The 25,335-nt window shown below is 69.1% G+C and carries 15 protein-coding genes and 1 pseudogene; 3 read left to right on the forward strand and 13 right to left on the reverse strand.

Going from position 1 to position 25,335, the window contains the following annotated elements; translation table 11 throughout:
• Positions 1-8: 8 nt before the first annotated feature.
• The 11 genes and pseudogenes from ACWPXE_RS29770 to flgF form a co-directional block, all read right to left on the reverse strand.
• A pseudogene (locus ACWPXE_RS29770) lies at positions 9-11,228 on the reverse strand (nidogen-like domain-containing protein); the annotation flags it as partial.
• 505 nt (positions 11,229-11,733) lie between these two features.
• The gene (locus ACWPXE_RS29775) at positions 11,734-12,354 is read right to left on the reverse strand and encodes a NapC/NirT family cytochrome c (RefSeq protein ID WP_014200142.1); all 621 of its coding nucleotides are present in this window, start codon (positions 12,352-12,354) and stop codon (positions 11,734-11,736) included.
• On the reverse strand, positions 12,351-12,833 hold the full coding sequence (locus ACWPXE_RS29780) for a nitrate reductase cytochrome c-type subunit (protein ID WP_035682930.1): 483 nt from the start codon (positions 12,831-12,833) through the stop codon (positions 12,351-12,353). Before ACWPXE_RS29780 ends, ACWPXE_RS29775 begins: the two co-directional genes overlap by 4 nt.
• Before the next feature lie 11 nt (positions 12,834-12,844).
• Positions 12,845-15,355, reverse strand: coding sequence for a nitrate reductase catalytic subunit NapA (gene napA / locus ACWPXE_RS29785; protein WP_454020715.1), 2,511 nt, complete (start codon positions 15,353-15,355; stop codon positions 12,845-12,847).
• A 44-nt stretch (positions 15,356-15,399) separates the two neighbouring features.
• Positions 15,400-15,693: a chaperone NapD gene (locus tag ACWPXE_RS29790; protein WP_454020716.1), complete on the reverse strand. Its 294-nt coding sequence runs from the start codon at positions 15,691-15,693 to the stop codon at positions 15,400-15,402.
• A gap of 7 nt (positions 15,694-15,700) precedes the next feature.
• Entirely contained in the window at positions 15,701-15,877 is a 177-nt protein-coding gene (locus ACWPXE_RS29795; RefSeq protein WP_145703307.1) for a periplasmic nitrate reductase, NapE protein, read from the reverse strand.
• Positions 15,878-16,088: 211 nt separating this feature from the next.
• On the reverse strand, positions 16,089-16,586 hold the full coding sequence (locus ACWPXE_RS29800) for a hypothetical protein (protein ID WP_454020717.1): 498 nt from the start codon (positions 16,584-16,586) through the stop codon (positions 16,089-16,091).
• Positions 16,587-16,605: 19 nt separating this feature from the next.
• Positions 16,606-17,349: a flagellar basal body L-ring protein FlgH gene (gene flgH / locus ACWPXE_RS29805; protein WP_454020718.1), complete on the reverse strand. Its 744-nt coding sequence runs from the start codon at positions 17,347-17,349 to the stop codon at positions 16,606-16,608.
• A gap of 20 nt (positions 17,350-17,369) precedes the next feature.
• A complete protein-coding gene (gene flgA / locus ACWPXE_RS29810; protein ID WP_454020719.1) occupies positions 17,370-18,101 on the reverse strand; it encodes a flagellar basal body P-ring formation chaperone FlgA in 732 nt (243 codons plus the stop codon).
• Between the two features lie 5 nt (positions 18,102-18,106).
• The gene (gene flgG, locus ACWPXE_RS29815; protein WP_094305780.1) at positions 18,107-18,892 is read right to left on the reverse strand and encodes a flagellar basal-body rod protein FlgG; all 786 of its coding nucleotides are present in this window, start codon (positions 18,890-18,892) and stop codon (positions 18,107-18,109) included.
• A gap of 17 nt (positions 18,893-18,909) precedes the next feature.
• Positions 18,910-19,638, reverse strand: coding sequence for a flagellar basal-body rod protein FlgF (flgF, locus tag ACWPXE_RS29820; RefSeq protein ID WP_454020720.1), 729 nt, complete (start codon positions 19,636-19,638; stop codon positions 18,910-18,912).
• Between the two features lie 143 nt (positions 19,639-19,781).
• Here flgF and ACWPXE_RS29825 point away from each other — a divergent pair, with 143 nt between their 5' ends.
• The 3 genes from ACWPXE_RS29825 to ACWPXE_RS29835 all read left to right on the forward strand — a co-directional run bounded on the left by ACWPXE_RS29825 (position 19,782) and on the right by ACWPXE_RS29835 (position 24,087).
• Positions 19,782-22,169 (forward strand): hypothetical protein, encoded by a 2,388-nt coding sequence (locus tag ACWPXE_RS29825; RefSeq protein ID WP_454020721.1) that lies wholly within the window; start codon positions 19,782-19,784, stop codon positions 22,167-22,169.
• A 70-nt stretch (positions 22,170-22,239) separates the two neighbouring features.
• A complete protein-coding gene (motA, locus tag ACWPXE_RS29830) occupies positions 22,240-23,127 on the forward strand; it encodes a flagellar motor stator protein MotA (RefSeq protein ID WP_094305778.1) in 888 nt (295 codons plus the stop codon).
• Positions 23,128-23,136: 9 nt separating this feature from the next.
• A complete protein-coding gene (locus ACWPXE_RS29835; RefSeq protein WP_454020722.1) occupies positions 23,137-24,087 on the forward strand; it encodes a flagellar motor protein MotB in 951 nt (316 codons plus the stop codon).
• 6 nt (positions 24,088-24,093) lie between these two features.
• Here the strand turns inward: ACWPXE_RS29835 and ACWPXE_RS29840 are convergent, their stop codons facing one another.
• Both ACWPXE_RS29840 and ACWPXE_RS29845 read right to left on the reverse strand, forming a co-directional pair.
• Positions 24,094-24,645 carry an MFS transporter gene (locus ACWPXE_RS29840; protein ID WP_454020978.1) on the reverse strand — a complete coding sequence of 184 codons (552 nt, stop codon included), beginning with the start codon at positions 24,643-24,645 and terminating at the stop codon, positions 24,094-24,096.
• Positions 24,531-25,301, reverse strand: coding sequence for an MFS transporter (locus ACWPXE_RS29845; protein ID WP_454020723.1), 771 nt, complete (start codon positions 25,299-25,301; stop codon positions 24,531-24,533). Before ACWPXE_RS29845 ends, ACWPXE_RS29840 begins: the two co-directional genes overlap by 115 nt.
• Positions 25,302-25,335: the final 34 nt, after the last annotated feature.

Below are 25,335 nucleotides of genomic sequence, written 5' to 3' on the forward strand. Positions count from 1 at the left end.
TCGAAGCGCCACAGGCCGTTCACGCCCGTGTTGCCCGCCGTGGTGTCGAGGGCGAGCATCCCCGCCTCGCTGCCCGACTGCGGCAGGATGAACAGGCCCGCCGTGTCGCCATTGCCGGCCGTGTAGCCGGCCCGCGCGACCGTGTTTCCAGCGGTCTGCGCCCAGTTGACGGACTCGTAGCGGAACTCCGCGTCGAAGTCCCCGTCCTTGCGCCCGGTGGCGCCGGCGGCGTTGGTCAGGACGAGCTGGAAGGCGTTGCGCCCCCCGTCCGTGCCGCCGTTGGCCGCCACGTCGTCCCAGGTGATGACGATGGTCCCGGTGACCGGGTCGAGGTCGTAATAGACGCGGTTGGTGCCCTGCGAGGTGCCCCCCGGAGTCGCCGCGCCGGTGCCGCCCCGCGTGTCCACGTCAGCCAGGAAGGGCGCGATCATCGCCGGGGCCGTCGCCGACAGCGCGCCGGCCGACGGACCGGCGGACAGCGGCGCGTCGAAGGAGATGCTGCCGTTCGTGTTGATGTAGAAGCCGGTGTAGACCTTGCCGAAGACGTTGATGCCGTCGGCGAAGACCGACCGGATGTCGATGAAGGCGCTTGACCCGTCGTTGCTGCGGTCCAGCTCGTTCTCGCCGAAGCCGGCGGTGCCGCCCAGGCCGCTGATCAGCCGCGCCCCGATGGCGGAGGCCGGCGTCAGGTCGACCGTCTGGTCGGTGAAGCGCAGCTCCTCCACCGCGGTGATGCGGGCGACGCCGTCCGTCTTGGTGCCACGGGCGTGGGTGACGGTGATCGTCCCGCCGTTGTTGACGATGTCGTAGTTTGCCTTCGCGTCGGTGAAGACCACCGCGTCGAGTCCGGCGCCGCCGTTGATGTCGTCGGTGCCGCCGCTGGCCTGGAACAGGTCGTTGCCGTCGCCACCGTTCAGCGTGTCGTCGCCGGCCCCGCCATTCAGCGTGTCGTCGCCGGCGTCGCCGGACAGCAGGTCGTTGCCCAGACCGCCGGACAGGCTGTCGTTGCCCAGACCGCCGGACAGGCTGTCGTTGCCGCCGTTGCCGGACAGCCGGTCATCACCGGCCTGGCCCATCAGCCGGTCCGGCGTGTCGCCACCGGTCAGCGTGTCGGCGTCGGCGGTGCCGGTCAGGTCGAGGCCGTTGGCCCGAACGAGAACGCCGCCGCTGCCCTCGACCTCCTGCAGTTCGTGGAAACCGGCCAGCGTCAGGGTGGCGTCCACGACGCCGTCGCCGTTCGTGTCGAACAGCAGCTGGGTGGTGGCGCCACCGGAGGTGACGAAGCGGAAACCGACCTGAGCGCCGCCCGGCTGGGCCACGGTGCCGGTGAAGGGACCGCTGCCGACGAAGGTGAAGGGAATACCGGACAGGTCGATGCGGTCGCCCGCCGCGAAGTCGGTGATGCGGTCGCCGTTCGCCTCCGCCACGCTGGCGTAGCGGAAGGTGTCGTTGCCCTCGCCGCCGCTCAGCACGTCCTCGCCGGCCCCGCCGGCCAGCGTGTCGTCACCGGCACCGCCATAGAGGAAGTCGGCACCGCCGAGGCCATCGAGACGATCGTCGCCAGCCCCGCCGGTCAACGTGTCGGACGCCGCGCCGCCGGTCAGCGTGTCCGCGCCGTCACCGCCGGTGGCGGAGATGGCGGTCACGCGGACCAGAACGCCGCTGTTCGACGGATCGGCTGCCAGCGCGTGGGTGCCGGCCAGATGGATGACGCGGTCCGCCACCCCGTCGCCGTCGATGTCGAACTGGAGATCGGTGGTCGCGAAGGCGCCCGTGCCGGAGTTGACGTAGTTCACCGCCACGCCGCTGCCGAAACGCTGGGAAAGCGGCGTGGTGCCGAGGAAGCTGGCCGACAGGCCGGAAATATCGATGCGGTCGCCTGTGGCGAAGTCGGTGATCAGGTCGCCGTCGATGTCGGTGGCGCGGGCGAAGACGAAGGTGTCGTTGCCGGCGCTGCCAGTCAGCTCGTCACGGCCTTCCGATCCCACCAGCGTGTCGTCGCCGTCGCCGCCCTGCAGCGTGTCCGCGCCGGCTCCGCCGATCAGGCTGTCGTTGCCGGACTCGCCCGACAGGCCATCGTTGCCGTCGCCGCCGATCAGCGTGTCGTTGCCGTCGCCGCCATACAACAGGTCGTCACCGCCAAGCCCTTCCAGCCGGTCGTCACCGCCCCAACCGGCCAAGCGGTCCGCGCCCTCGCCGCCGGTCAGCGTCTCCGCCCCGTCGGTGCCGCTCAGGATCTTGTTGGACACGCGGACCAGGATGCCCGCCCCGTCTTCCCGCAGCACGTGCACGCCGGCCAGATCGATCACGGAGTCCGCGATGCCGTCGCCGTTGCCGTCGATCTCCACGCGGGTGCGCTGCTGGCCTTCCCCGGCAGCCGCGAAGCGGATCTGGGCCGGGCCGAGGTTGACGGTGGAACCGGTGAAGGCACCGCCGCCGATGAAGACGGCGCCCAGCGCCGACAGGTCGAGACGGTCGCCGTCCGCGAAGTCGGTGATGCGGTCACCCGCCGCGTCGCCCACGGTCAGCACGCGGAAGGTGTCGTTGCCGGCACCGCCGGCCAGCGTGTCGGCCCCGTCACCGCCGAGCAGCGTGTCATCGCCGTCGCCGCCGTCAAGCCGGTCGCGACCCGCTCCACCGGTCAGGCTGTCGTTGCCTTCCCAAGCAGTCAGCGTGTCGTCACCGGCCCCGCCGGTCAGGCTGTCAGGACCGTCGGTGCCCCCGATGCGCTGGCCGGTGGCACGGAACAGGATGCCAGACGCCTGCGGATCGACCTCGAGGACATGTTCCCCGGTGATCTCGATGCTGCGGTCGGTCTGCCCGTCGCCGTTCAGGTCGATCTCGAGCAGCGTGTTCCGGAAGCCCGGCTCGCCCACCGCCGACACACGGATCTGCGCGCTCCCCGTGCCGCTGAAGGCGGAGGTGCCGATGAAGGCGGCGTTCAACGCCGACAGGTCGATGCGGTCCCCGTCCGCGAAGTCGGTGATGCGGTCGCCCGCGATGTCGTCCGCGGCGAAGACGAAGGTGTCGTTGCCGGCCCCGCCGGTCAGGCGGTCGGTGCCCGCACCGCCGACCAGCGTATCGTCACCGGCATCGCCGGACAGCGTGTCGTTGCCGACACCGCCAGTCAGGCTGTCGTTGCCGCCGCCGCCGGACAGGCTGTCGCGCCCGGCGCCGCCCTCCATCGTCTCGCCCGCGTCGGTCCCGGTGAGGACGAGATCGTCCACGCGGACCAGGATGGCGGGGTCATTGGGCGTCGCGATCAGCGTGTGCGTGCCGGACAGTATGATCATCCGCTCGCCGATGCCATCGCCGTTCATGTCGAAGACGAGCCGGGTCTCGGCCAGCGGGCCGCTGCCGACGATCACGGCGTTGACCTGGGCCGGGCCGGGCTGAGCGACGCTGCCGGTGAAGGCGGCGGTGCCGATGAAGGTGACGTTCACGTCGCGCAGGTCGATGCGGTCGTTGGGTCCGAAATCGGTGATGCGGTCGCCGTCGATGTGGCCGGCCCGGTTGAAGCGGAAGCTGTCCCGCCCGGCTCCGCCGGTCATCAGGTCGCCGCCCGGGCCACCGTTCAGCGTGTCGTTGCCGTCGCCGCCCTCCAGCGTGTCGATGCCGTCGCCGCCGATCAGCGTGTCGTTGCCGGCCCCGCCGATGATCAGGTCGTTGCCGTAATCGCCGCTCAGCGTGTCGTTGCCGTCATCGCCGATCAGCGTGTCCGGACCGGAGGCGCCGGTCAGGCTGTCGTTGCCGGGCGTCCCCATCAGGGACTTGCCGTATTCGGTGATGAGGACGCCCGGCGCCCCCGCCATCTCGACCAGAGGGACCACGCCGTTGAGCCACATGCCGACGTCGGCCACGCCGTCGCCGTTGGAGTCGAGAACAACGGTCGTGGTGTCCGCGCTGTAGTAGACGCGCAGTTCGGCGCGGCCCGGATTGGACACGCTGCCGGTGAACGCCCCCTCCCCGAGGAAATGCGCGTTCAGCGCCGACAGGTCGAGGCGGTCGCCGGGGCCGAAATCGAGGATGCGGTCGTAATTCATCTCCGACGCCGAACCGAAGACGAAGCGGTCGTTGCCGGTGCCGCCTTCCAGTATGTCGGCCCCATCGCCACCGGTCAGCACGTCGTCGCCGGTGCCGCCTTCCAGCGTGTCGGCCCCATCGCCGCCGATCAGCGCGTCGTCGCCGGTGCCGCCCTGAAGCAGGTCGTTGCTGCCCAGGCCCTCCAGCGTGTCGTTGCCAGCACCACCCGACAGCGTGTCGCGGCTGGGACCGCCCGTCAGGCTGTCGTTGCCGTCGGTGCCGGTCACCGCCTGGGTCGGAATACGGACAAGCACGCCCGGCGCCTGCGGATCGACCTTGAGATCATGCTCGCCGGCGATCGTGAGGAAGGTGTTGAGCCAACCGAAGCCACTGCTGGACACCTCGATCCGGGTCACGCCGCCGGAAATGACCGAGCGCACCTGGACCGGACCGCCGCCGTTGGGATAGAGGGTGAAATCCGCCGAGCCGATGTAAACCGGATTCAGCGCCGACAGATCGATGCGGTCGCCATCCGCGAAATCGGCGATGCGGTCGCCGTAAATGTCGTTGGCGCTGGTGAAGCGGAAGGTGTCGTTGCCCTCGCCGCCGAAGAGCTGGTCGGACCCGGACCCGCCGTCCAGCGTGTCGTCGCCCGCTCCGCCGCGCAGCAGGTCCACCCCCGCCCCGCCGAGAAGCAGGTCGTTTCCGGTGCCCCCGTCCAGGCTGTCGGCACCGCCCAGGCCGGACAGCGTGTCGTCGCCGGCACCGCCGGACAGCGTGTCGCTGCCCGCTCCACCTTCCAACGTGTCGTTGCCGCCGGTCCCGGTCCGGACCGTTTCCGGCGCCCGGACCAGCACGCCCGGCGTGCCCGGATCGACGATCAGGGCGTGCGAGCCCGACAGGATGATCCGGCCGTCGACGGTACCGTCACCGGTCAGGTCGAAGTCGAGCTGCGTGTCGTCGCCCGACATGGTCAGGCGGACCTGCGGCGCTCCCTTCTGCTGGAAGGTGCCGGTGAAGGGCTGTTCGCCGATGTAGGTGACGTTCAGGGCGGACAGGTCGATGCGGTCGCCGGGGGAGAAGTCGGCGATGCGGTCACCGGCAAGCTGACTGGCCTCGGTGAAGCGGAAGGTGTCGTTGCCCTCGCCGCCGATCAGCAGATCGGCACCGTCGCCGCCGACCAGCGTATCGTCGCCGGCCCCGCCGTCCAGCACATCGCCACTGCCCAGGCCGTTCAGCAGGTCGTTGCCGCCGCCGCCCCACAGGCTGTCGAAGCCCGGACCGCCGGTCAGCGTGTCCGCCCCTTCGGTCCCGACGAGGGAGCGGTCGGCAACCCGCACCAGCACGCCCGGCGTGTTCGCAAGCTCCTCCAGCGCGTGGGCACCGGTCAGAATGATCCAGTGGTCGGCGACGCCGTCGCCGTTGCTGTCGAACTCCAGCGCCGTGCTGCCGACGTCCGTGCGGTAGCGCACCTGCGCCGGGCCATAGTTGGGATAGCTGCCGGTGAAGGCCCGTTCGCCGATGAACTGGACGTCCATCTCGGACAGGTCTATGCGGTCGCCCGGACCGAAGTCGGTGATGACGTCGCTGCCGACGTCGCCGATCCCATCGAACCGGAAGTCGTCGTTGCCTGCCCCGCCGGTCAGCATGTCACGCCCGGTACCACCGTCCAGCGTGTCGTCGCCGTCGCCGCCGTTCAGGCTGTCGGCGCCGCCCATGCCGCGCAGCAGGTCGTTGCCCGCCCCGCCGTTGATGGTGTCGAGCCCGGCGCCGCCGTTCAGTTCGTCATCGCCCGCCGTGCCGGTCTTCGTCTGGTCGGGCACGCGAACCAGGATGCCGGGCGCGTTCGCCAGTTCCTCCAGGGCATGGATGCCGGTCAGGGTGACGGTGCGGTCGGACAGGCCGTCGCCGTTGCTGTCGATCTCCAGCAGCGTGCCGTTGCTGAGATCCGTGCGGAGGCGGACCGCCGCGGTGCCGTTCCCCGGGAAGCCGTTCTCACCCACGAAGACAGCGTTCAGTGCCGACAGATCGATGCGGTCGCCCTGCGCGAAATCGCTGATGTAGGTGCCGGAATAGACGGAATAGCTGAAAGCGGTTCCGGCCGGTGCCGCGGCGATGCGGAAGGTGTCGTTGCCGGCGCCGCCGGACAGCGTGTCGAAGCCGATGCCGTCTTCCAGAAGGTCGTCGCCGGCGCCGCCGGACAGGCTGTCGTTGCCGGCGAAGCCACGCAGCGTGTCGTTGCCGCCCCCGCCGGACAGCGTATCGCGGCCCGCCGCACCGTCCAGGACGTCGTCGCCAACCGTGCCGGTCAGCGTCCGGTCGGGCACGCGAACCAGGATGCCAGGCGCGTTCGCCAGTTCCTCGAGCGCCGCCCCGTTGGGCAACTGGATGTTGCGGTCGACGCTGCCGTCGCCGTTGGCGTCGATCTCCAGCGTGGCGCTGCTGCTGTCCTGGCGCAGGCGCACCTGCGCCGGCCCTTTGTTGCTGTAACTGCCGGTGAAGGCGCCGTTGCCGATGTAGGTGGCGTTCAGACCGGTCAGATCGATGCGGTCGCCCACCGCGAAGTCGGTGATGACATCATAGCTGTAGGTGGTGAAGCCGTTGCTCACCGGCCCCGCGGCGAAGCGGAAGGTGTCTGTGCCGTTGCCGCCGGTCAGCGTGTCGTTGCCCTCGCCACCCTCCAGCGTGTCGTCGCCGTCGCCGCCGGACAGGCTGTCGTTGCCGGACAGACCCTGCAGCAGATCGTTGCCGGCGCCACCGCTGATGGTGTCCATGCCGGCACCGCCGTTCAGGATATCGGCATCCGCCGTGCCGGTCAGGGTCTGGTCGGGAACACGCTCCAGCACGCCGGGCGAACCGGCCACCTCCCGCAGCGCGTGCTGACCGGTCAGGGAAATGCTGCGGTCGGAATAACCGTCGCCGTTGCTGTCGATCTCCAGGACGGTGGTGCCGTAGTCCTGGCGGACCCGCACCTGCGCAGGTCCGTTGCCCATGCTGGTGCCGGTGAAGTTGCCTTCGCCGATGAAGACAGCATCCAACCCCATCAGGTCGATGCGGTCGCCGTTCGCGAAGTCGGTGATGATGTCCCCGCCGGCGTCGGTCGGGTTGGAGAAGCGGAAGATATCGTTGCCCGCCCCACCCGTCAGGCTGTCGCCGCCGGGCCCGCCGTCCAGCGTGTCGTCGCCGAAGCCGCCGGACAGGCTGTCGTTGCCGCCCAGGCCACGCAACAGGTCGTTGCCGTTGCCGCCGTTGATGGTGTCGCGCCCGATGCCTCCGGTCAGCGTGTCGGCCTCCTCCGTGCCGGTCAGCGTCTGGTCGGGAATGCGCTCGAAGACGCCGGGGGAACCGGCCACCGGCTGCAGTGCCGGCCCACCGCTCAGAGTGATGGTACGGTCGGAATAGCCGTCGCCGTTGCTGTCGATCTCCAGGACCGTCGCGGTGGCGTCGGCACGGACGCGGATCTGCGCCGGACCGTTGCTGGAATAGTTGCCGGTGAAGGGGGATTCGCCGATGAAGGTGGCGTTCAACCCGGTGATCTCCAACCGGTCGCCGAGGCCGAAGTCGGTGATGACGTCACCGTCGATGTCGGTGAGAGCGAACCGGTAAACGTCGTTGCCGAGCCCGCCGGTCAGCGTGTCGGCTCCGGCGCCGCCTTCGAGCGTGTCGTCGCCCTCGCCACCCGCCAGACTGTCGTTGCCGGACAGTCCCTGCAGCAGGTCGTTGCCGCCGCCGCCGTTGATGGTATCGCGCCCGGCGGCGCCCTCCAGCGTCTCGGCCTCAGCCGTTCCGGTCAGCGTCTGGTCGGGAATGCGCTCGAAGACGCCGGGCGAACCGGCCACCTGCTGCAGCGCAGGCGCGCCGTTCAGATAGATGTAGCGGTCGGCGTAGCCGTTGCCGTCGCTGTCGATTTCCAAAGACGTCTGCCCACCGTACATGCGGACGCGGATCTGCATCGGCCCGGCGTTCATCGGGGTGCCCGTGAAAGCCCCATCACCGATGAAGGTGGCGCCCAGGGCAGACAGGTCGAGACGGTCGCCCAGGGCGAAGTCTTCGATAACGTCGCCGTTGACGTCGCTCAGGCTGGCGAATCGGAAGGTGTCGTTGCCGACCCCGCCGGTCAGCGTGTCGCCGCCGGCCCCGCCTTCGAGCGTGTCGTCGCCCTCGCCACCGGACAGGTTGTCGTTGCCTCCCAGACCGCGCAGCAGGTCGTTGCCGCCGCCGCCGCTGATGGTGTCGCGACCTGCACCACCCTCCAGCGTCTCGGCTTCCGCCGTGCCGGCGAGCATCTGGTCGGGGATGCGCACCAGCACGCCCGAACCCGCTGTCTCCTCCTGCAGCGCTTGCCCGCCGGTCAGGTAAAGGTAGCGATCGGCCATACCGTCGCCGTTGCTGTCGATCTCCAGCACGGTGGAAGCGGAATCCGCGCGAACACGCATCTGCGGCGGCCCGTAGGAAGCGGTCGTCCCATCCCACTTGTAGGAGCCGGTGAAGGGTCCCTCGCCGATGAAGGCGGCGTTCAAGGCCGACAGGTCGATGCGGTCCCCTTGGCCGAAATCGGTGATCGTGTCTCCGTTGATCTCGGCCGCGCTGGCGAAGAGGAAAGTGTCGCTGCCGAGGCCGCCGGTCAGCGTGTCGCCGCCGGCTCCGCCATCCAGCGTGTCGTCGCCCGAACCGCCGATCAGGCTGTCGTTGCCTCCCAGACCGCGCAGCAGGTCGTTGCCGGCTCCGCCGTCGATGGTATCGCGCCCGACACCGCCCTCCAGCGTCTCGGCTTCCGCCGTGCCGGTCAGCGTCTGGTCGGGGATGCGCACCAGCACGCCCGAACCCGCCGTCTCTTCCTGCAGGGAAGGCGCGCCGGTCAGATAGATGTAGCGATCGGCCATGCCGTCGCCGTTGCTGTCAATCTCCAGCGCGGTGGAACCGTAATAGTTCTGGTTGAGACGGATCTCCGCCGCCCCTCCACCGACGATGGAGACTCCATTGAAGGACCTCTCGCCAATGAAGGCGGCGTTCAAGACCGACAGGTCGATACGGTCGCCCTGGGCGAAGTCGGTGATCGTGTCTCCGTTGATCTCGGCCGCGCTGGCGAAGAGGAAGGTGTCGCTGCCGAGGCCGCCGGTCAACGTATCGCCGCCGGCCCCGCCGTCCAGCGTGTCGTTGCCCGAACCGCCGGACAGGTTGTCGTTGCCTCCCAGACCCCGCAGCAGGTCGTTGCCGCCGCCGCCGCTGATGATGTCACGACCGCCGCCACCCTCCAGCGTCTCGGCTTCCGCCGTGCCGGTCAGCGTCTGGTCGGGGATGCGGACCAACACGCCCGAACCCGCCGTCTCCTCCTGCAGCATATGCGCGCCGGTCAGGTAAAGGTAGTTATTGGCCATGCCGTCGCCGTCGCTGTCGATCTCCAGCACGGTGGAAGTGGAATCCACGCGAACGCGCATCTGCGGCGGCCCGTAGGAAGCGGTCGTCCCATCCCACTTGTAGGAGCCGGTGAAGGGTCCCTCACCGATGAAGGCGGCGTTCCAGGCCGACAGGTCGATGCGGTCGCCCTGCGCGAAATCGATAATGCGCTTTTCGCTGTAACCCGTCGTGCTTGGCTTGGAGATCAGGAAGGTATCGTTGCCCGCCCCGCCGGCCAGCGTGTCGTTGCCGGAGCCGCCGGCCAGCGTGTCGTCGCCCGAACCGCCGATCAGGCTGTCGTTGCCGCCCAGGCCGCGCAGCAGATCGTTGCCGGCACCGCCGTCGATGGTGTCGCGCCCGGGGCCGCCCTCCAGCGTTTCGCCGTCCGCCGTGCCAGTGACCGCTTGGTCCGGCGCGCGCTCGAGCAGGCCGGACGAGCCGTCCACCGGCTGCAATCCGGGCGATCCGGCGATCCGGATGGAATAATCGTTCCAGCCGTCGCCGTTGCTGTCGATTTCCAGCGTGGTGTCGGACATGTCGGTGCGCACACGCACCTGCGCCGAACCACGGGCCGAATCTTTCCCGGTGAACGCCTCTTCGCCGATGAAAGTGGCGTTCCAGGCCGACAGGTCGATACGGTCGCCCTGGGCGAAGTCGGTGATGCGAGCTTCGCCGTAGCTCACGGTGGCCGGCTTGGAAATCACGAAGATGTCGTTGCCGGCCCCGCCGGTCAGCGTATCGTTGCCCGTGCCGCCCTCAAGCGTGTCGTCGCCGGCGCCGCCGGAGAGGCTGTCATGGCCGCCCAGACCGCGCAGCAGGTCGTTGCCGCCACCGCCGCTGATGGTGTCACGTCCTGCGCCGCCCTCCAGCGTCTCGCCCGCCGCGGTGCCGGTGATCGACTGGTCCCGGACCCGCTCGAACAGGCCGGGGGAACCGGCCACCGCCTGCAATTCGGGAGAACCGGCGATGTAGATGGAGCAATCGTTGTAGCCGTCACCGTTGCTGTCGATCTCCAACGTGGTGTTGGCCATGTCGGTGCGCACGCGCACCTGAGCCGGTCCATGGGCGGCGTTCGTCCCGGTAAAGGCCCCTCCGCCGATGAAGGTGGCGTTCCAGGCCGACAGATCGATGCGTTCCCCCGGCGCGAGGTCGGTGATCCGCACCTCGTTGTAGCCCATGGTGGCGGGCTTGGAGATCAGGAAGGTGTCGTTTCCCAGACCGCCGGTCAGCGTGTCATTTCCGGTGCCGCCGTCCAGCGTGTCGTCGCCGTCCCCACCGCTCAGGCTGTCGTTGCCGGCGAAACCGCGCAGCGTGTCGTTGCCGTCGCCGCCGCTGATGGTGTCCGGGCCGCCATCGCCTCCCAATATATCCGCCGCGCTCGTGCCGGTGAGCGACTGGCCGGGCGTGGCCTCCAGCACGCCGGGCACGCCGTCGACCTGCCGAAGGACGACAGAACCGCTGACGGTGATGAACCGATCGGGGAAACCGTCGCCGTCGCTGTCGATCTCCAAGATCGGGCCGGTGAAGTCGGTGCGCGTGCGGACCTGCGCCGGCCCTCTGTTCTGCGGGGCCCCTGTGAAAGCCCCGTCGCCGATGAAGGTCAGGTTGAACGCCGACAGGTCAATGCGGTCACCCGGCGCGAGATCGGTGATCCGGTCATAGCCGATGTCACTCAGGCTGGAGAAGCGGAAGGTATCGTTGCCCGCACCGCCGGTCAGGACGTCGTAGCCGCCGTATCCGTCCAGCGTGTCGTCGCCGTTACCGCCCGTCAGCGTGTCGCTTCCCGAAGTGCCAGTCAGCTCGGACATCGAATACCCCGTTGGAAAGAAATTTCTTCTACTTTTCTCCTACCTTTGTGCGAATGTCATATCAACTTCTAGTTTTTTCGATGATCCTTAAATCATCTTAAAATTAAAAATGTTTAATTCTGTGTATTTTTCAGATGTCATCTATGCTGCGAATTACGCGGCTAAGAAACATGGCATGCATCCGCCAAAATCGGGAACTGTGTTTAATCCCACTAAAACATCTTATGCGGCAACATGCCGCATGCAAATTCCCGTAAAAACAGGACCTTAGAGATAGCGTCACAATGCCATGAGAAAGGACCTCCCATGCCGATCATGGCACTTCTTCTTATGAGCAACCATCGACCAAGAAAAACAACTTTCAGAATACATTCTAACGCGGAGATTGCTCCCCAAGTCGAACATGAACTCAGAATATGTTATCAAAATAGATAATTTTCAAAACGCCTCCGGCCCCTCCGCCGCGAGACGGAGAGGCCGGAGCCAAAGATCAACCCTTAGTGGTTCACTTCGCCGATACGGTTCCGGTCCAGCCGGGCTCCACGCCCTTCATGTCGGGAAGCCGGTGGGCGATGCCCTTGTGGCAGTCGATGCAGGTCCGCTCGCCGGTGAACAGGTAGGTCTCGTGCATCTTGGCGGCCCGCGGGTTCTGGCGGGTGATGTCCATGGATTCCGCGCTGTGGCAGTTGCGGCATTCCAGGGAGTTGTTGGATTTCAGCCGGTCCCATTCGTGGGTGGCCAGCTCCAGCCGCTTGTCGAGAAACTTCTCGCGGGTGTCGATGGTGCCGAAGATCTTGCCCCAGACCTCCTTCGACGCCTGCATCTTGCGGCCGATCTTGTGCGTCCAGTCGTGCGGGACGTGGCAGTCCGGGCAGGTGGCGCGCACGCCGGAGCGGTTGGTGAAGTGGATGGTCTGCTTCAACTCCTCGTAGGGGTTGTTCTTCATCTCGTGGCAGGAGATGCAGAAGGCCTCCTTGTTGGTGACCTCCAGGGCGGTGTTGAATCCGCCCCAGAACATCACGCCGGCCAGGAAGCCGCCCAGGGTCAGGAAGCCCAGGCTGAAATGCACGCTGGGCCGCGAGAAGACACGCCAGAAGCGCCCGGCGAAGCTCAGAAGGCCCTTCATTTGGCGCCTTCCTTTCCACCGGCCAGAATGCTGTCGATGTCGCGGAAGCGGTTGCCGGTGATCGGCTGGGCGTCGGTTTGCGGCACGTGGCACTGGGTGCAGAAGTAGCGCCGCGGGCTGACCGCGCCCAGCGTCTGGCCGTCGCGGTCCTGGAAGTGAGTGACCGAGATCATCGGGGCCTGCGAGCCCTCGGTGTTCTTGCGGTCATGGCAGGTCATGCACTTGTTGATGTTCAGGTCGATCTGGTAGTCGCGGATCGCGTGCGGGATCAGCGGCGGCTGGTCGGCGTAGTTCCGCGCCCGCTTGTGATCGTCGGTGATCTCCTTCGCCATCGGGTCGGCGGGAATCTCCTGGGTGATCGGGTGCGGGCCGGAGGGAACCTTCGCGGGGGCGGCCCCGTCCGCGGCGAACACGCCGGACACCAGGAGCGGCATGGCCGCGGCCAGCGCGAGGGCGGCAAAGGTGATGCGGGTCTTCATGGACGGGCTCCTCACGCGACAGGAATGATCTTGACCGCGCATTTCTTGAAGTCGGTCTGCTTGCTCAGCGGGTCGGTGGCGTCCAGCGTCACCTTGTTGATGAGCACCGTGTGGTCGAAGAAGGGCACGAAGACGAGGCCCCGCGGCGGCTTGTTGCGGCCCCGCGTCTCGACCCGCACCCGCACCTCGCCGCGGCGGGAAGCGATGCGCACCTCCTGCCCGCGCCGCAGGTTCAGGTCCTTGGCGTCGTCGGGATGGATGAAGACGACGGCGTTGGGGAAGGCCTTGCGCAGCTCCGGAACGCGCAACGTCATGGAGCCGGAGTGCCAATGCTCGACCACGCGGCCGGTGCAGAGCCAGAACGGGTAGTCCTTGTCCGGCGATTCCGCCGCCGGCTCATAGGGCAGCGCGAAGATGTTCGCCTTGCCGTCCTTGTTGCCGTAGAAGCGCACGCCCTCGCCCGCCGGAACGTAGGGGTCGAAGCCCTCGCGGTAGCGCCACTTCGTCTCCTTGCCGTTCACCACCGGCCAGCGCAGGCCGCGCTCCTGGTGGTACATGTCGTAGGGGGCGAGGTCGTGGCCGTGGCCGCGCCCGAAGGTCGCGTATTCCTCGAACAGGCCCTTATGGACGTAGAAGCCGAAGGCCTGCGATTCGCGGTTCTCATAGGCCGGGTCGCAGTCCGACAGCGGGAAGGCGTTGACCTGACCGTTGCAGTACAGCACGTCGTACAGGGTCTTGCCGCGGACCTCCGGCTTCTTGGCGATCAGTTCCTCCGGCCACACCTCCTCGATCTTGAAGCGCTTGGAGAACTCGATGATCTGCCAGAGGTCGGAGCGCGCCTCGCCCGGCGCGCCGACGAGCTGGTGCCAGACCTGGGTGCGGCGTTCGGCGTTGCCGTAGCCGCCCTCCTTCTCCACCCACATGGCGGTCGGCAGGATCAGGTCGGCGGCCAGCGCCGTCACCGTCGGATAGGCGTCCGACACGACGATGAAGTTTTCCGGGTTGCGGTAGCCCTGGTAGGTCTCGTTCGCCGTGTTCGGCGCCGTCTGCATGTTGTTGTTGCACTGGACCCAGTAGGCGTTGAGCTTGCCGTCCTTCAGCATGCGGTCCTGCTGGACGGCGTGGTAGCCGACCTTGTCCGGGATCGTGCCTTCGGGCAGCTTCCAGATCTCCTCGGCGTGCTTGCGGTGTTCCGGGTTGGTGACCACCATGTCGGCGGGCAGCCGGTGCGAGAAGGTGCCGACCTCGCGCGCCGTGCCGCAGGCCGAGGGCTGGCCGGTCAGCGAGAAGGGGCCGCAGCCCGGCTGGCTGATCTTCCCGGTCAGCAGATGGATGTTGTAGACGAGGTTGTTGGCCCAGACGCCGCGGGTGTGCTGGTTGAAGCCCATGGTCCAGAAGGACATGACCTTCACCTTCGGGTCGGCGTACAGCTCGGCCAGCGCCTCCAGCCGGTTCTTCGGCACGCCCGACAGCTCGTGCGCCTTCTCCAGCGTGTAGGGCTCGACGAACTTCGCGAACTCCTCGAAGGAGATCGGGTCGGACTCGTTGGCCTTGGCGACGTTCTTCGCCTTCTGCTCCAGCGGATGCTCGGGCCGCAGGCCGTAGCCGATGTCGTCGCGGCCGCGCTTGAAGTTGACGTGCTTGGCGATGAACTCCTGGTTCACCCGGCCCGTCTTGATGATGTGGTTGGCGATGTAGTTGAGGATCGCCAGATCGGACTGCGGCGTGAAGACCAGGCCGATGTCGGCGAGGTCGAAGCTGCGGTGTTCATAGGTGGACAGGACGGCGACCTTGCAGCCCTCATGGGTCAGCCGGCGGTCGGTGACGCGGGTCCACAGGATGGGGTGCATCTCCGCCATGTTGGAGCCCCACAGCACGAAGGCGTCGGCCTGCTCCATGTCGTCGTAGCAGCCCATCGGCTCGTCCATGCCGAAGGTGCGCATGAAGCCGACCACCGCCGACGCCATGCAATGGCGGGCGTTGGGGTCCAGATTGTTGGAGCGCAGGCCCGCCTTCATGAACTTGGAGGCGGCGTAGCCTTCCATGATCGTCCACTGGCCGGAGCCGAACATGCCCACCGCGGTCGGACCCTTCTTCTTCAGGGTCTCCTTCCACTTGGTGGCCATGATGTCGAAGGCCTGATCCCAACTGATCGGGGTGAATTCGCCTTCCTTGTGGAACTGCCCGTCCTTCATGCGCAGCAGCGGCTGGGTCAGCCGGTCCTCGCCGTACATGATCTTGGACAGGAAATAGCCCTTCACGCAGTTCAGGCCGCGGTTGACCTCGGCCTTCACGTCGCCGTGGGTGGCGACGATGCGCCCCTCCTTCACACCGACCATGACACCGCAGCCGGTGCCGCAGAAGCGGCAGGGGGCCTTCGACCAGGTGAGCTTGGCGTCGGCGCCGGCCGTCAGGGTGCCGGCCTCGGCGGGCTGGATGACGGACGGCAGGCTCACACCGGCCGCCGCCGCCGCTGTCACGGCGGCTTGGACCTTCAGATAATCACGGCGGGTCAGGGACATAGGGGGGTGCCTCCTGGGGCGGGTCGTCTTTTCTTGGACGGACGTCAATGGGCGTGGGGGACGAGAGCGGTGTCGGCGGGCATCGGCTCCGCGCAGCGCTCGGCATCCTCGTAGTGGTGGTAGACCAGCGTGGTGGTGTGGACGCCCGCCATGGCGTTGATGTCGGCGATGCGGTCCAGGACCTCGGCTTCCGTCGCGGTTTCCAGCGTGACGATGGTCTTGCCGTTCTCCGACGCGTGCCAGTCGGCGCCGTCGAGCGCGCAGACGACCTCCTTCAAGGCGGCGGTGCGGTCGGGCGCGTGCTGGATGACGAGGCTGGAAATGTGCAGTTCGGGCATGGCCGCCTCACATCCCGCTGGAGAGGGACAGGATCTGGTACATCCAGACGGAGAAGCCGTAGGCCCCGACCAGCCCGATCGCCAGGAACGGCCAGATCAGGATGGAAAGAGCGAAGAAGACCAGCCCCTCGAAGCGGCGGGTCGGGGCGGCGGTATCGGCGGTGCGGGCGGGCGGCGCGTTCATGGCGATCCCATGGATTGATCGAACGGTATCGCCGCGGAGCTTCATCCTTTCGCATCATGAGTGGCTTGACCGAGGTCAAGTGCCGGCACCGACTCAATCCCTAAGTACCGGTACTTTCGTTGCTTTGGACGTTTTGCCGCACGTCAACGCAAAGTCCCTCCCCCGCTGGACGCGAGGGAGGGGCTGACGGAGCGAACCGGGATCGGGCGGGTTACAGCCGGGTGTTTTCCTGGCGCATCAGGCGGTCGATCAGCACGCCGCGCACCAGATCGGGACCGAGCTGTTCGGCGGCGGCCTGCTTCAGGGATTTGGCGACGGCGGCGGGATCGACCGACGGGCCGTCGAAGGCGCCCGCCCCCGCCATACCGAACAGGGCCTGCAGCAGGGCATTGCGCGCGTGGGGAAGATGGCGGCGCAGCAGGTTGGATTGCTCGACGCTGCCGGTCTGCAAAGTGATCTGGGTCAGGATGAAGGCGTTGGTGCGGCCCTCCACCAGCACCGGGACCATCAATTGCCCGACCTCCACGTAGAAGGGGCCGGGACCGTCGCTGGGCAGGTCCGGCCCCGCGCCGGCCTGCTGCTCCGCCGCGGCTTTCTCGTCGGCGCCGAGCGTCAGCTGCAGGCGTCCGATGCCGTAGCCGACCGCGGCCGCCAGCGCGGCGCAGAGCACGAAGACCGAGTATCGGCTGGGTCCGGTACGGTCCGCCATGGTCGCGTTTCCCCGCCGCTCAGAAGGGCATGATGATGTCGAAGACCTGCTGGCCGTAGCGCGGCTGCTGGACGTCGGTGATCTGGCCGCGCCCGCCGTAGGTGATCCGCGCCTCGGCGATCTTGTCGTAGTCGATGGTGTTCACGTTGGTGATGTCCTCGGGCCGGATGACCCCGGCGATGCGCATCTCGCGCAGCTCGTAGTTCACCCGCACCTCCTGCCGGCCGGCGATCACGAAGTTGCCGTTGGGCAGCACCTCGGTCACCACCGCCGCGGCGCGCATGGCGATGCGCTCGTTGCGCTGGATGGTCCCAGTGCCGGAGGAGGAGGAGGAGCTGTCCATGTCGACGAGGCTGGACGGGTTGACCGCGTCGGGCAGCACCGCCGGCAGCCGCGACTCCAGCCCGAAGAAGTTCGGCACGGCCGCCGATTCGGCGTTGGAGCGCTGGCGCTGCGTCTGGTTCTGCAACTGCGCCTGATCGGCGATGTTGATGATGACGGTCAGAAGGTCACCCACCTGCTTGGCCCGCGGGTCGCGGAAGAAGTCGCGGGACCCGGTGCGCCACAGTGAACTCGGCACCTGCTCGTTGGTGTTGGGGCGCGGCATCGGCATGGAGATGACGCGCGCCTCCGGCGCCATGGCGGGGTTTGAGATTTCCGACAGACGCGGTGCCTGCCCCACGTCGGCCAGCCGCCCACAGCCGGCGAGCGCCACCGTCAGGGCGAGGAACGGAACCAGGGTGCGGGGCGGCAGGGTGCGCATGGGCGTGTCCTTGATTGGACTCAGAATTTCGCGGAAGCCGCGTTGGGCGGCATGGCGTCCGGAGGCCCGGCGACGGTGACGGTCTGCGGGCCGGTGATGGTGCCGGTGACGACGATGTTGCTGGCGATGTTCATCACCCGCACCAGCTCCCCCACCCCGCCGTCCTGCAGGGCGCGGCCCCGCGCCATCAGCTGCAGCGGCCCGTCCTCGTAGACGAGGCTGACCGGCTTGTTGCGCTGGACCACCAGCGGGGCGCCGACCGCCGAGGTCTGGATCAGCCGCCCGGCGGAAAGCTGGCGGCGGCTGGCCAGCCCGGCGAGGCTGTCGCGGGAGGTGACGACGGCGCCGTTCAGCCGCTCAAGCGGCATCGGGATGGTGGTCAGGTCGCTGTCGGCGATCACCTCGCCGGGCAGGATGCGGCGCGTCGGCACCGGCACCTCCACCATGATGTCGGCCTTGGCCTTCACCTCGACGACGCGCCCGTTGCTGCTGACCAGCGCGCGGACCAACCCGCCGCGCGGGTCGTAGGACAGGTCGCGCACCGCCTCCACCGGGCCGGAGAAGGGCGCGGTCAGCACCAGCGAGACCCGCGCATCCGGCGGCACCGCCGGGCCGAGCGAGGCCGCCAGCTCCTGCGCCAGCAATGCCTCCACGGCTCCCTCGCCATCGGAGAGATAGGCCGCTTGGGCGGGCGCGCCGAGCAGTTGCAGGGCGACCGCGAGTCCGGCCAGATGACGAACGGAACGCCGCATGGCGGTCACCGCATGTTGGAGAGGGTGGAGGCCATCTGGTCGCCGGCCTCGACCACCTTCGCGTTCATCTCGTAGGCGCGCTGGGCGGAGATGAGTTCGGTGATCTCTTGGACGACGTTGACGTTGGAGGATTCCAGATACTTCTGCCGGATGGTGCCGAAGCCCGCCTGCCCGCCGGTGCCGTCCTGCGGCTCGCCCGAGGCGGGGGTGGCGCGGTAGAGGTTGTCGCCCATCGCCTCCAGCCCGGATTCGTTGACGAACACGGTCATCACCAGCTGGCCCAGCACGCGCGGGCGGGTCTGCCCGTCGACGAAGGCCTGCACCTCGCCCGACGCGTTCACGGCGATCTCGCGCGTGCCCTGCGGCACGGTGACCTCGGGCAGCACCGGGTGGCCGTCGCTGGTCACGATGGTGCCCTCCGGCGACAGCTTGAAGCCGCCGGCGCGGGTGTAGGCGGTCTCGCCTGCCGGCATGCGGATGTTGAAGTAGCCGCGCCCCTCGATGGCGAGGTCCAGCTCGTTCCCGGTCGAGGTCAGGTTGCCGGTCGTGTTGATGCGGTTGACCGCCCCCGGACGCACGCCGAGGCCGACCTCGATGCCGGTCGGGATGATGGTTCCGGCGTCGGTGGACTGGCTGCCCTGGCGCCGTTCCGACTGGTACATCAGGTCCTGGAACTCGGCGCGCCCGCGCTTGAAGGCGGTGGTGTTGATGTTGGCGATGTTGTTGGAGATGACCTCGACGTTCAACTGCTGGGCCATCATGCCGGTCGAAGCGATGCTGAGCACGCGCATGGACGCAATCTCCTGAATTAAGCGGATTTGCCGAGGCGGTTGATGGCGGAGCGCAGCAGGTCCTGCCCGTCGTCCATCATGCGGGTGACCGACTGGTAGTCGCGCGTCAGCTCCATCATCCGCGACATCTCGGCGATGGACTGGACGTTGGACTGCTCCAGCTTGCCCTGGACGAGGCGGGTGTCGGGGGCCGGCAGCGGCTGGGCGTCCACAGCGTCGAACAGCACATCGCCGGTCTGGGCCAGCGCCTGCGGGCTCTCGAAGCGGACGACGCGCAGCCGGGCGATCATCTCGTTGTCGGCGGAGACCAGCCCATCGGTGCCGATCTCCATCCGGCTGCGGTCGGCCGGGATGACGATGGGCTGCTGGTTGTCGTCCAGATAGGGGAAGCCGCCGGCGTTCACGAGCTGCCCGTCCACGTCGCGCCGCATCCGCCCGTCGCGGGTGTAGCGCGGGCCGTCCGGCGTCTGCACCTGGAGCCAGCCGTCGCCGTCCAGCGCCACGTCATAGGGGTTGTCGGTCGGCTTCAGGCTGCCGGCGGTGAAGTCGGTGTAGGTGGCGCGGTCGATGGTGAAGGCGATCTTGTCGGACGGCTTCATGCCGCCGCGCTCCATCGCCGCTTCGAACAGCATGCGCTCGCCGCGGAATCCCGCAGTGTTCATGTTGGCGATGTTGTTCGCCACGACATCGAGCTGCCGACGCAACGCCACTTGCCGCGACAATCCAATGTAAAGGGGATTCTCCATCGCCGGACACCTTCGGTTTGAACGCCGCCTTAACCTAGGTGATGCAGTTTAAAGCCGGGTTTCAACCTGGGACGCCGCGACGGGAACTGACCGGTGTCTTGGGGGATTTGATTCCGATTTAGATAAAATTTGGGGCAGTCGCGATGCATCCCTGCCGGACCCTGTCCATCTCCCTGGCCCTTCTGTCGGTCACCACCGCCCTGACGGCGCCTCCCGCCGCGGCGGAGGCATCGGCACCGATTACCGTGCAGACGGGCGACCACGCCGACTTCTCGCGTCTGGCGCTGGTCAACGCGCAGGGCGCCCCGGCGGTCGATGTGGGAAGCTGCGGCGGGCGCGTTGCCTTTTCGCAGCCGGTCCCCTGGCCGCTGGAGGCGCTGAACGGCACCTATTCGCGGCGGCTGACCGGCTTCCAGACGGCCGAGGACGGGCGCAGCCTGACCATGGACTGGCCCTGCGGCGCCCGCGTCACCGTGCGCCGGGAGCGGCGGATCACCTTCATCGACGTGGCCGACCCGCCGCGCCCGGCGCGCAAGCCCGGCGCCCCGGTCCCGGCGTCCGAAGGCGCCCTGCTGGCCGAGGCGCCCGGCGCGTCGGTCTTTCCGATGATCGCGCCGCCACCGGTTCCCGAACCGGCGCCTGCCCCAACAGCGCCCATCAGCCTCGCCGAGCGGCTGAGCCCGGTCGCCAGCGCCCAGGCGCAGCCAGTCGTACAAGCCCCGCCCGTGGCACAGGCGCCGCCACCGGTTCAACCGCAACCGGTCGCCAAGGCCCCGCCGCCGAAGCCGGAACCCGCCCGGACGGTGGCCGCCGTGCCGCCGTCAGCCATGCCGCCGGTCGTGGCCCCCACCCCCCCCGTTCAGACCGACCCGCCGATCCGCGCCTTCGGCCTGGACGCCTGGGCCGGCGACGACTACCCGGCGCGCAAGCAGCATCTGGAGCAGCGCATCGCCGAGAGCCAAGGCCGCACGCGGGTGGACGCGCTGCTCGCCATGGCCCGCTTCACGCTGGCCCGCGCCTTGCCGGAGGAGGGCCGCGCCGCGCTGGACGCCGCGGAGAGCCTGACGCCGGGGCCGGACCAGCGCTACGAGCTGCGCCTGCTGCGCGACGCCTTCCGCGCGCTGGACGGCACCGCCGATCCCGACGACAGCCAGTTCGTCCGCGCCCAGCCCACCCCCGCCGCCGCCGACCACCATGTCTGGCGCAGCGCCACCCTGGCCCCCAGCCGCTGGACCGCGGCGAAATCGAGCCTGCCCATCGCGTTGAAGCGGCTGCTGTCCTACCCCGTCGACCTGCGCGGCCGTCTGCTGACCCTGCTCGCCGAATCGGCGAGCGAGGCGGCGGACGGCCCGTCGCTGAACCTGATCGTGCTGGAGATGATCACGCTGGACGGCATCGGCTCCACCGACGGGCGGCTCGACTTCTTCCGCGGCCGTCTGGCGGAGCTGCATAACGAGACGGCGGAGGCGCTGGCCCATTACAAGCGCGCCGCCGCCCTGCCCAACCTCTATGGCCACCGCGCCCAGGTGCGCTCCATTGAGCTGCGGCTGGCCAGCGGCGCTTTGGACGATCCCGGCGCCATCGCGGAGCTGGAAAGCCTGCGCTACGCTTGGCGCGGCGGCGACGTCGAGACGGACGCGCTGGCCGCGCTGGGCGCCGCCTACACCCGCGCCGGGCGGATCGACGCGGCGCTCGACATCTTCGGCCTTCTGGGCCGCCGCTTCGGCGCGACGGCGCGCGGCCGCGCGGCGCTGACCACCGGGCGCGGGCTCCTCGACGCGGTGATCGGCCATCTGGAAACGACCCCAGGCAGCGCGCTCGACGCGTTGTCCCTCCAGGTGCGCTACGGCCGCACGGTGGCGCTGACCGACGACGATGCCGGAACGCAGCAGCGCCGGCTCGCCCGGCTGCTGGCCCGCGGCGGCTTCACGCTTGAGGCCGCGCGCCTGCTCCACACCGTCGCCGAGGCCACACGCGGCGCCGAACGCGCGGCGGTCGGTCTGGAGCTGGCCCGCGTGCTGCTGGACGCCGGGCGCGGGACGGAGGCGCTGGCCGTGCTGGACCACACCGCCAGCCCCGCGCCGGACGCCACCGCCGCCGAGCGCCGCGCCCTGCTGCGCGCCGAGGCCTTCGCCAGCGAGGGCGAGGCGATGCGCGCCTTCGACGCGCTGCGCGGCCTGACCGGACCCGAGGCGGCGCGCATCCGGGCGGACAGCCTGTTCCGCGCCGGCGAATGGCCGGCGGCCCGTGCCGCCTACGCCGAGCTGCTGGGCGGGCAGGACGCGCCTCTGCCGGACGACATCGCCTTCCACACGCTGGCCGCCTTCCGGGCGGGCGACGACGCGGCGGTGACCGCCGCCGCGGAGCGCCACGGCAAGGCGCTGGCCGGGACCCGCTGGGCCGGTCTGCTCGACGCCCTGGCCGTCCCGCCCGACCCGGCGGGTAAGCCGCTGTCCAGCGCCACCGTCGGCGGCCAGCTCGCCGCCGCCGACGCGCTGGCCGGCGTGCTGCGCCGGTGGAAAGCGCCCTGACGGCCCCTGCCCCATACGACGGCTCCCTGAGCCCGATCCCCTTTTTCGGCCGAGCCGGAGGACTCACATCATGCGTTTGCTGTTCGGAATCGTCGCGGTCTTCCTGAGCGTGCTCGGCGGCTTCGCCGCCATGGGCGGGCGGATGGGCGTGCTGTGGCAGCCCGTGGAAATCGTCATCATCGTCGGCGCCGGCATCGGCGGCTACGTCATCGCCAACTCGATGGCGGTGCTGCGCGCCACCGTGCGCACCATCGGGGCGGTGGCCCGCGGTCGGCACACCAGCAAGGACGAGTATCTGGACCTGATCTCGCTGCTCTACGCCCTGCTGCGGCAGGCGAAGTCCAAGGGCGTGTCGAACATCGAGAGCGACATCGACAAGCCGGACGACAGCCCGATCTTCGCCCAGTACCCCTCGGTCTTCCGCCAGCCGCGCTGCGTCACCTTCCTGTGCGACTACATGCGCCTGATCGCGCTGGGCCAGGACAACCCGCACGATCTGGAAGCCCTGATGAACGAGGAGATCGAGACCATCGGGCGCGAGCTGAACCAGGTGCCGAAGGCGCTGCAAAATCTGGCCGACGCGCTGCCGGCGCTGGGCATCGTCGCCGCCGTGCTGGGCGTCATCAACGCCATGAGCGCGATCAGCGAGCCGCCGGAGGTGCTGGGCCACATGATCGGCGGGGCGCTGACCGGCACCTTCCTCGGCGTGCTGCTGTCCTACGGCCTCGTCGGTCCGATCGCCGCCGCCGCCCGCCATCGCCGCGAGGCGGAGCTGACGCTGTTCATCTGCGTGCGCGCGGGGCTCGGCGCCTATCTGCGCGGCAGCCCCCCGCAGGTCTGCGCGGAATTCGCCCGCAAGGTGCTGTTCGCCGATACGCAGCCGAGTCTCGCCGAGGTCGAGGTCGCCACCACGCTCTCCTCGCAGGCGAAGGCCCGCGAGGCGAGCCAGCCCGCCTGAGGCCCCGCCATGCCCCGCAAGCGCATCGAGCCGACGATCATCATCAAGCGCCGCTACGGCGAGGAGGAGGAGGAGCACAACAGCGCCTGGAAGCTGGCCTACGCCGACTTCGTGACGGCGATGATGACCTTCTTCCTGATCATGTGGCTGATGAACATCACCACGGTGGAGCAGCGCAAGGGCATCGCCGACTATTTCAACCCGGTGGCCCTGTCCCAGTCCAATTCGGGCGCCGACGGCATGCTCGCCGGGCGGGCGGTGGACAAGACGGGGGCTTTGTCCACCCCCAACGCGCCGGGGGAGCACAGCGTGCCGGTGGCTGCCCCGCCCGTCGTCGCCTCGCTGGGCGAGAGCGACCGCGAGCCTGCCGGCCGCAAGGACCCCATGCCCAACCCGCCCGGCGGTCGGAGCCAGACGGACCGCGACGCGCGGGCGGAACTGGAGGCCCTGCTCGACCGCCAGACCGCGGCGCTGAGCGAACAGCAGGGGCTTGAGAAGGCCGAGCGCGACCTGCGCACGGCGCTGGAAACGATGCCGGAGCTGGGGGCGCTCGCCGGCAGCGTGGTCATCGAGCAGACGTCCGTCGGCCTTCGCGTGCAGCTCACCGATCAGGCGAAGGTGTCGATGTACAACGTCGGCTCCGCCCAGATGAACGAGCAGGGGCGGCGCCTGATGCGGCTGGTCGCCGGCGCCGTGGCGTCGTCGCCCAACCGCCTCAGCATCACCGGCCACACCGACGCGCTGGGCTATGCGGACGGGGCGAAGTACGGCAACTGGGAACTGTCCAGCGACCGCGCCAACGCCGCCCGCCGTGAGCTGATCGCCGCCGGCGTGCCGGCCCGGCGGATCGTCCGGGTGGAGGGCCGCGCCGACCTCGACCATCTCGACGCCGCCAACCCGCTGGCCCCGCAGAACCGGCGGATCAGCATCACCCTCCTGAAGGCCGCGGCGGGGGAATAGGCCCCCTCAGGTCGGGCTGGTCTTCACCACCGGCCGTGCGCGGAGGAGCTGGACGGTGGTCAGGAGGCCCAGCGCCGCGGCGGCGCTCCCCAGCAGGAAGACGCCGCCGTAGCCCACCCGGTCGGCGAGCAGCCCGGCCAGCGGCCCGGTCAGGCCGTAGGCGACGTCCTGGAACGCCGCGAAGGCGCCGAGCGCGGTGCCCCGAAGCTGCGGCTCGACGAGATGGACGACCTCCCGCCCCATGGCGGGAAAGACCAGCGAGCAGCCGAGCCCGGTCAGGAAGGCGCCGACCAGCGCCGTGACGGGGTCGCCCGCGGTCCACAGCAGCGCCTGCCCGACCGCCTCCACCGCCAGCGACCCCATCGCCACGCGCAGCCCGCCGAAGCGGTCGGGCAGATGGCCCAGCGCAAAGCGGACGAGCACGAAGCCGAGGCCGAAGGCGGTCAGGCCGAGCCCGGCGTGGGGCCAGCCCTCGCGGACGAAGTGCAGCGAGAAGAAGGCGCCGATGGCGGCGAAGCCGATGCCCTGGAGGCTGACGATGGCACCCTGCCGCCAGATCCGCCCCAGCACGCTGCGGAAGGGCGGGCGCGCGGCGTCGGGGTGGGCCGGGTCCCTTCCATGCGCCGGATCGCCAGAAGCCCGACGGCGGGCAGCAGCGCGCTGACCGCCATGACGCCAGAGAAGCCGAACCGCTCGAGCAGCGCCAGCCCCAACGGTCCGCCCGCCGCGAAGGCGCCGTAGAGCGCCGCCCCGATCAGCGCCAGCACCCGGCCCGATCGCTGCGGCCCGACGATGCCGATCCCCCAAGCGACCACCCCGACCCCGACGAGGCTTTCGCCGACGCCGATGAGCAGGCGGCCCGCCACCAGCACGGAAAAAGCCGCCCATGGCGGGAACGACAGGGGACCGGCGGCCATAGAGACCAGCCCGCCGGCCACATAGAAGGCCAGCCCCCACCCGACCGCGCGCTTGGCGCCGCGTCGGTCGGAGACGGTTCCGGCGAAGCCGCGGCTGAGGATGGTGGCGAGGAAGGCGCTCCCCACGCCCAGCCCGGCCCAGACATTGCCCATCCCGAGATCCCCGGCCACGAACAGCGGCACGACGGGAAGGGACAGGGCGACACAGAGATAGGAGACGAAGAGGACGGCGGTCAGGACGATCAGGCGGCCCTGCGCCGGATCGCGCGCCGACGCCGGCCTTTGGTGGGGACCCATGGTGTGCTCCACACTGGTCCCCGCCGATGGCCGT

The organism is Azospirillum sp. Marseille-Q6669 (assembly GCF_965111635.1).

Excerpts from the sequence above, each read along its gene's own strand:
- ACWPXE_RS29795 (WP_145703307.1), bottom strand. The coding sequence starts at position 15,877 with ATGAACGCGCCGCCCGCCCGCACCGCCGATACCGCCGCCCCGACCCGC.
- flgF (WP_454020720.1), bottom strand. The coding sequence starts at position 19,638 with ATGGAGAATCCCCTTTACATTGGATTGTCGCGGCAAGTGGCGTTGCGT.
- ACWPXE_RS29845 (WP_454020723.1), bottom strand. The coding sequence starts at position 25,301 with ATGGGTCCCCACCAAAGGCCGGCGTCGGCGCGCGATCCGGCGCAGGGC.
- ACWPXE_RS29825 (WP_454020721.1), top strand. The coding sequence starts at position 19,782 with ATGCATCCCTGCCGGACCCTGTCCATCTCCCTGGCCCTTCTGTCGGTC.
- motA (WP_094305778.1), top strand. The coding sequence starts at position 22,240 with ATGCGTTTGCTGTTCGGAATCGTCGCGGTCTTCCTGAGCGTGCTCGGC.
- flgG (WP_094305780.1), bottom strand. The coding sequence starts at position 18,892 with ATGCGCGTGCTCAGCATCGCTTCGACCGGCATGATGGCCCAGCAGTTG.
- ACWPXE_RS29835 (WP_454020722.1), top strand. The coding sequence starts at position 23,137 with ATGCCCCGCAAGCGCATCGAGCCGACGATCATCATCAAGCGCCGCTAC.
- ACWPXE_RS29800 (WP_454020717.1), bottom strand. The coding sequence starts at position 16,586 with ATGGCGGACCGTACCGGACCCAGCCGATACTCGGTCTTCGTGCTCTGC.
- flgH (WP_454020718.1), bottom strand. The coding sequence starts at position 17,349 with ATGCGCACCCTGCCGCCCCGCACCCTGGTTCCGTTCCTCGCCCTGACG.
- napA (WP_454020715.1), bottom strand. The coding sequence starts at position 15,355 with ATGTCCCTGACCCGCCGTGATTATCTGAAGGTCCAAGCCGCCGTGACA.
- ACWPXE_RS29790 (WP_454020716.1), bottom strand. The coding sequence starts at position 15,693 with ATGCCCGAACTGCACATTTCCAGCCTCGTCATCCAGCACGCGCCCGAC.
- ACWPXE_RS29780 (WP_035682930.1), bottom strand. The coding sequence starts at position 12,833 with ATGAAGACCCGCATCACCTTTGCCGCCCTCGCGCTGGCCGCGGCCATG.
- flgA (WP_454020719.1), bottom strand. The coding sequence starts at position 18,101 with ATGCGGCGTTCCGTTCGTCATCTGGCCGGACTCGCGGTCGCCCTGCAA.
- ACWPXE_RS29775 (WP_014200142.1), bottom strand. The coding sequence starts at position 12,354 with ATGAAGGGCCTTCTGAGCTTCGCCGGGCGCTTCTGGCGTGTCTTCTCG.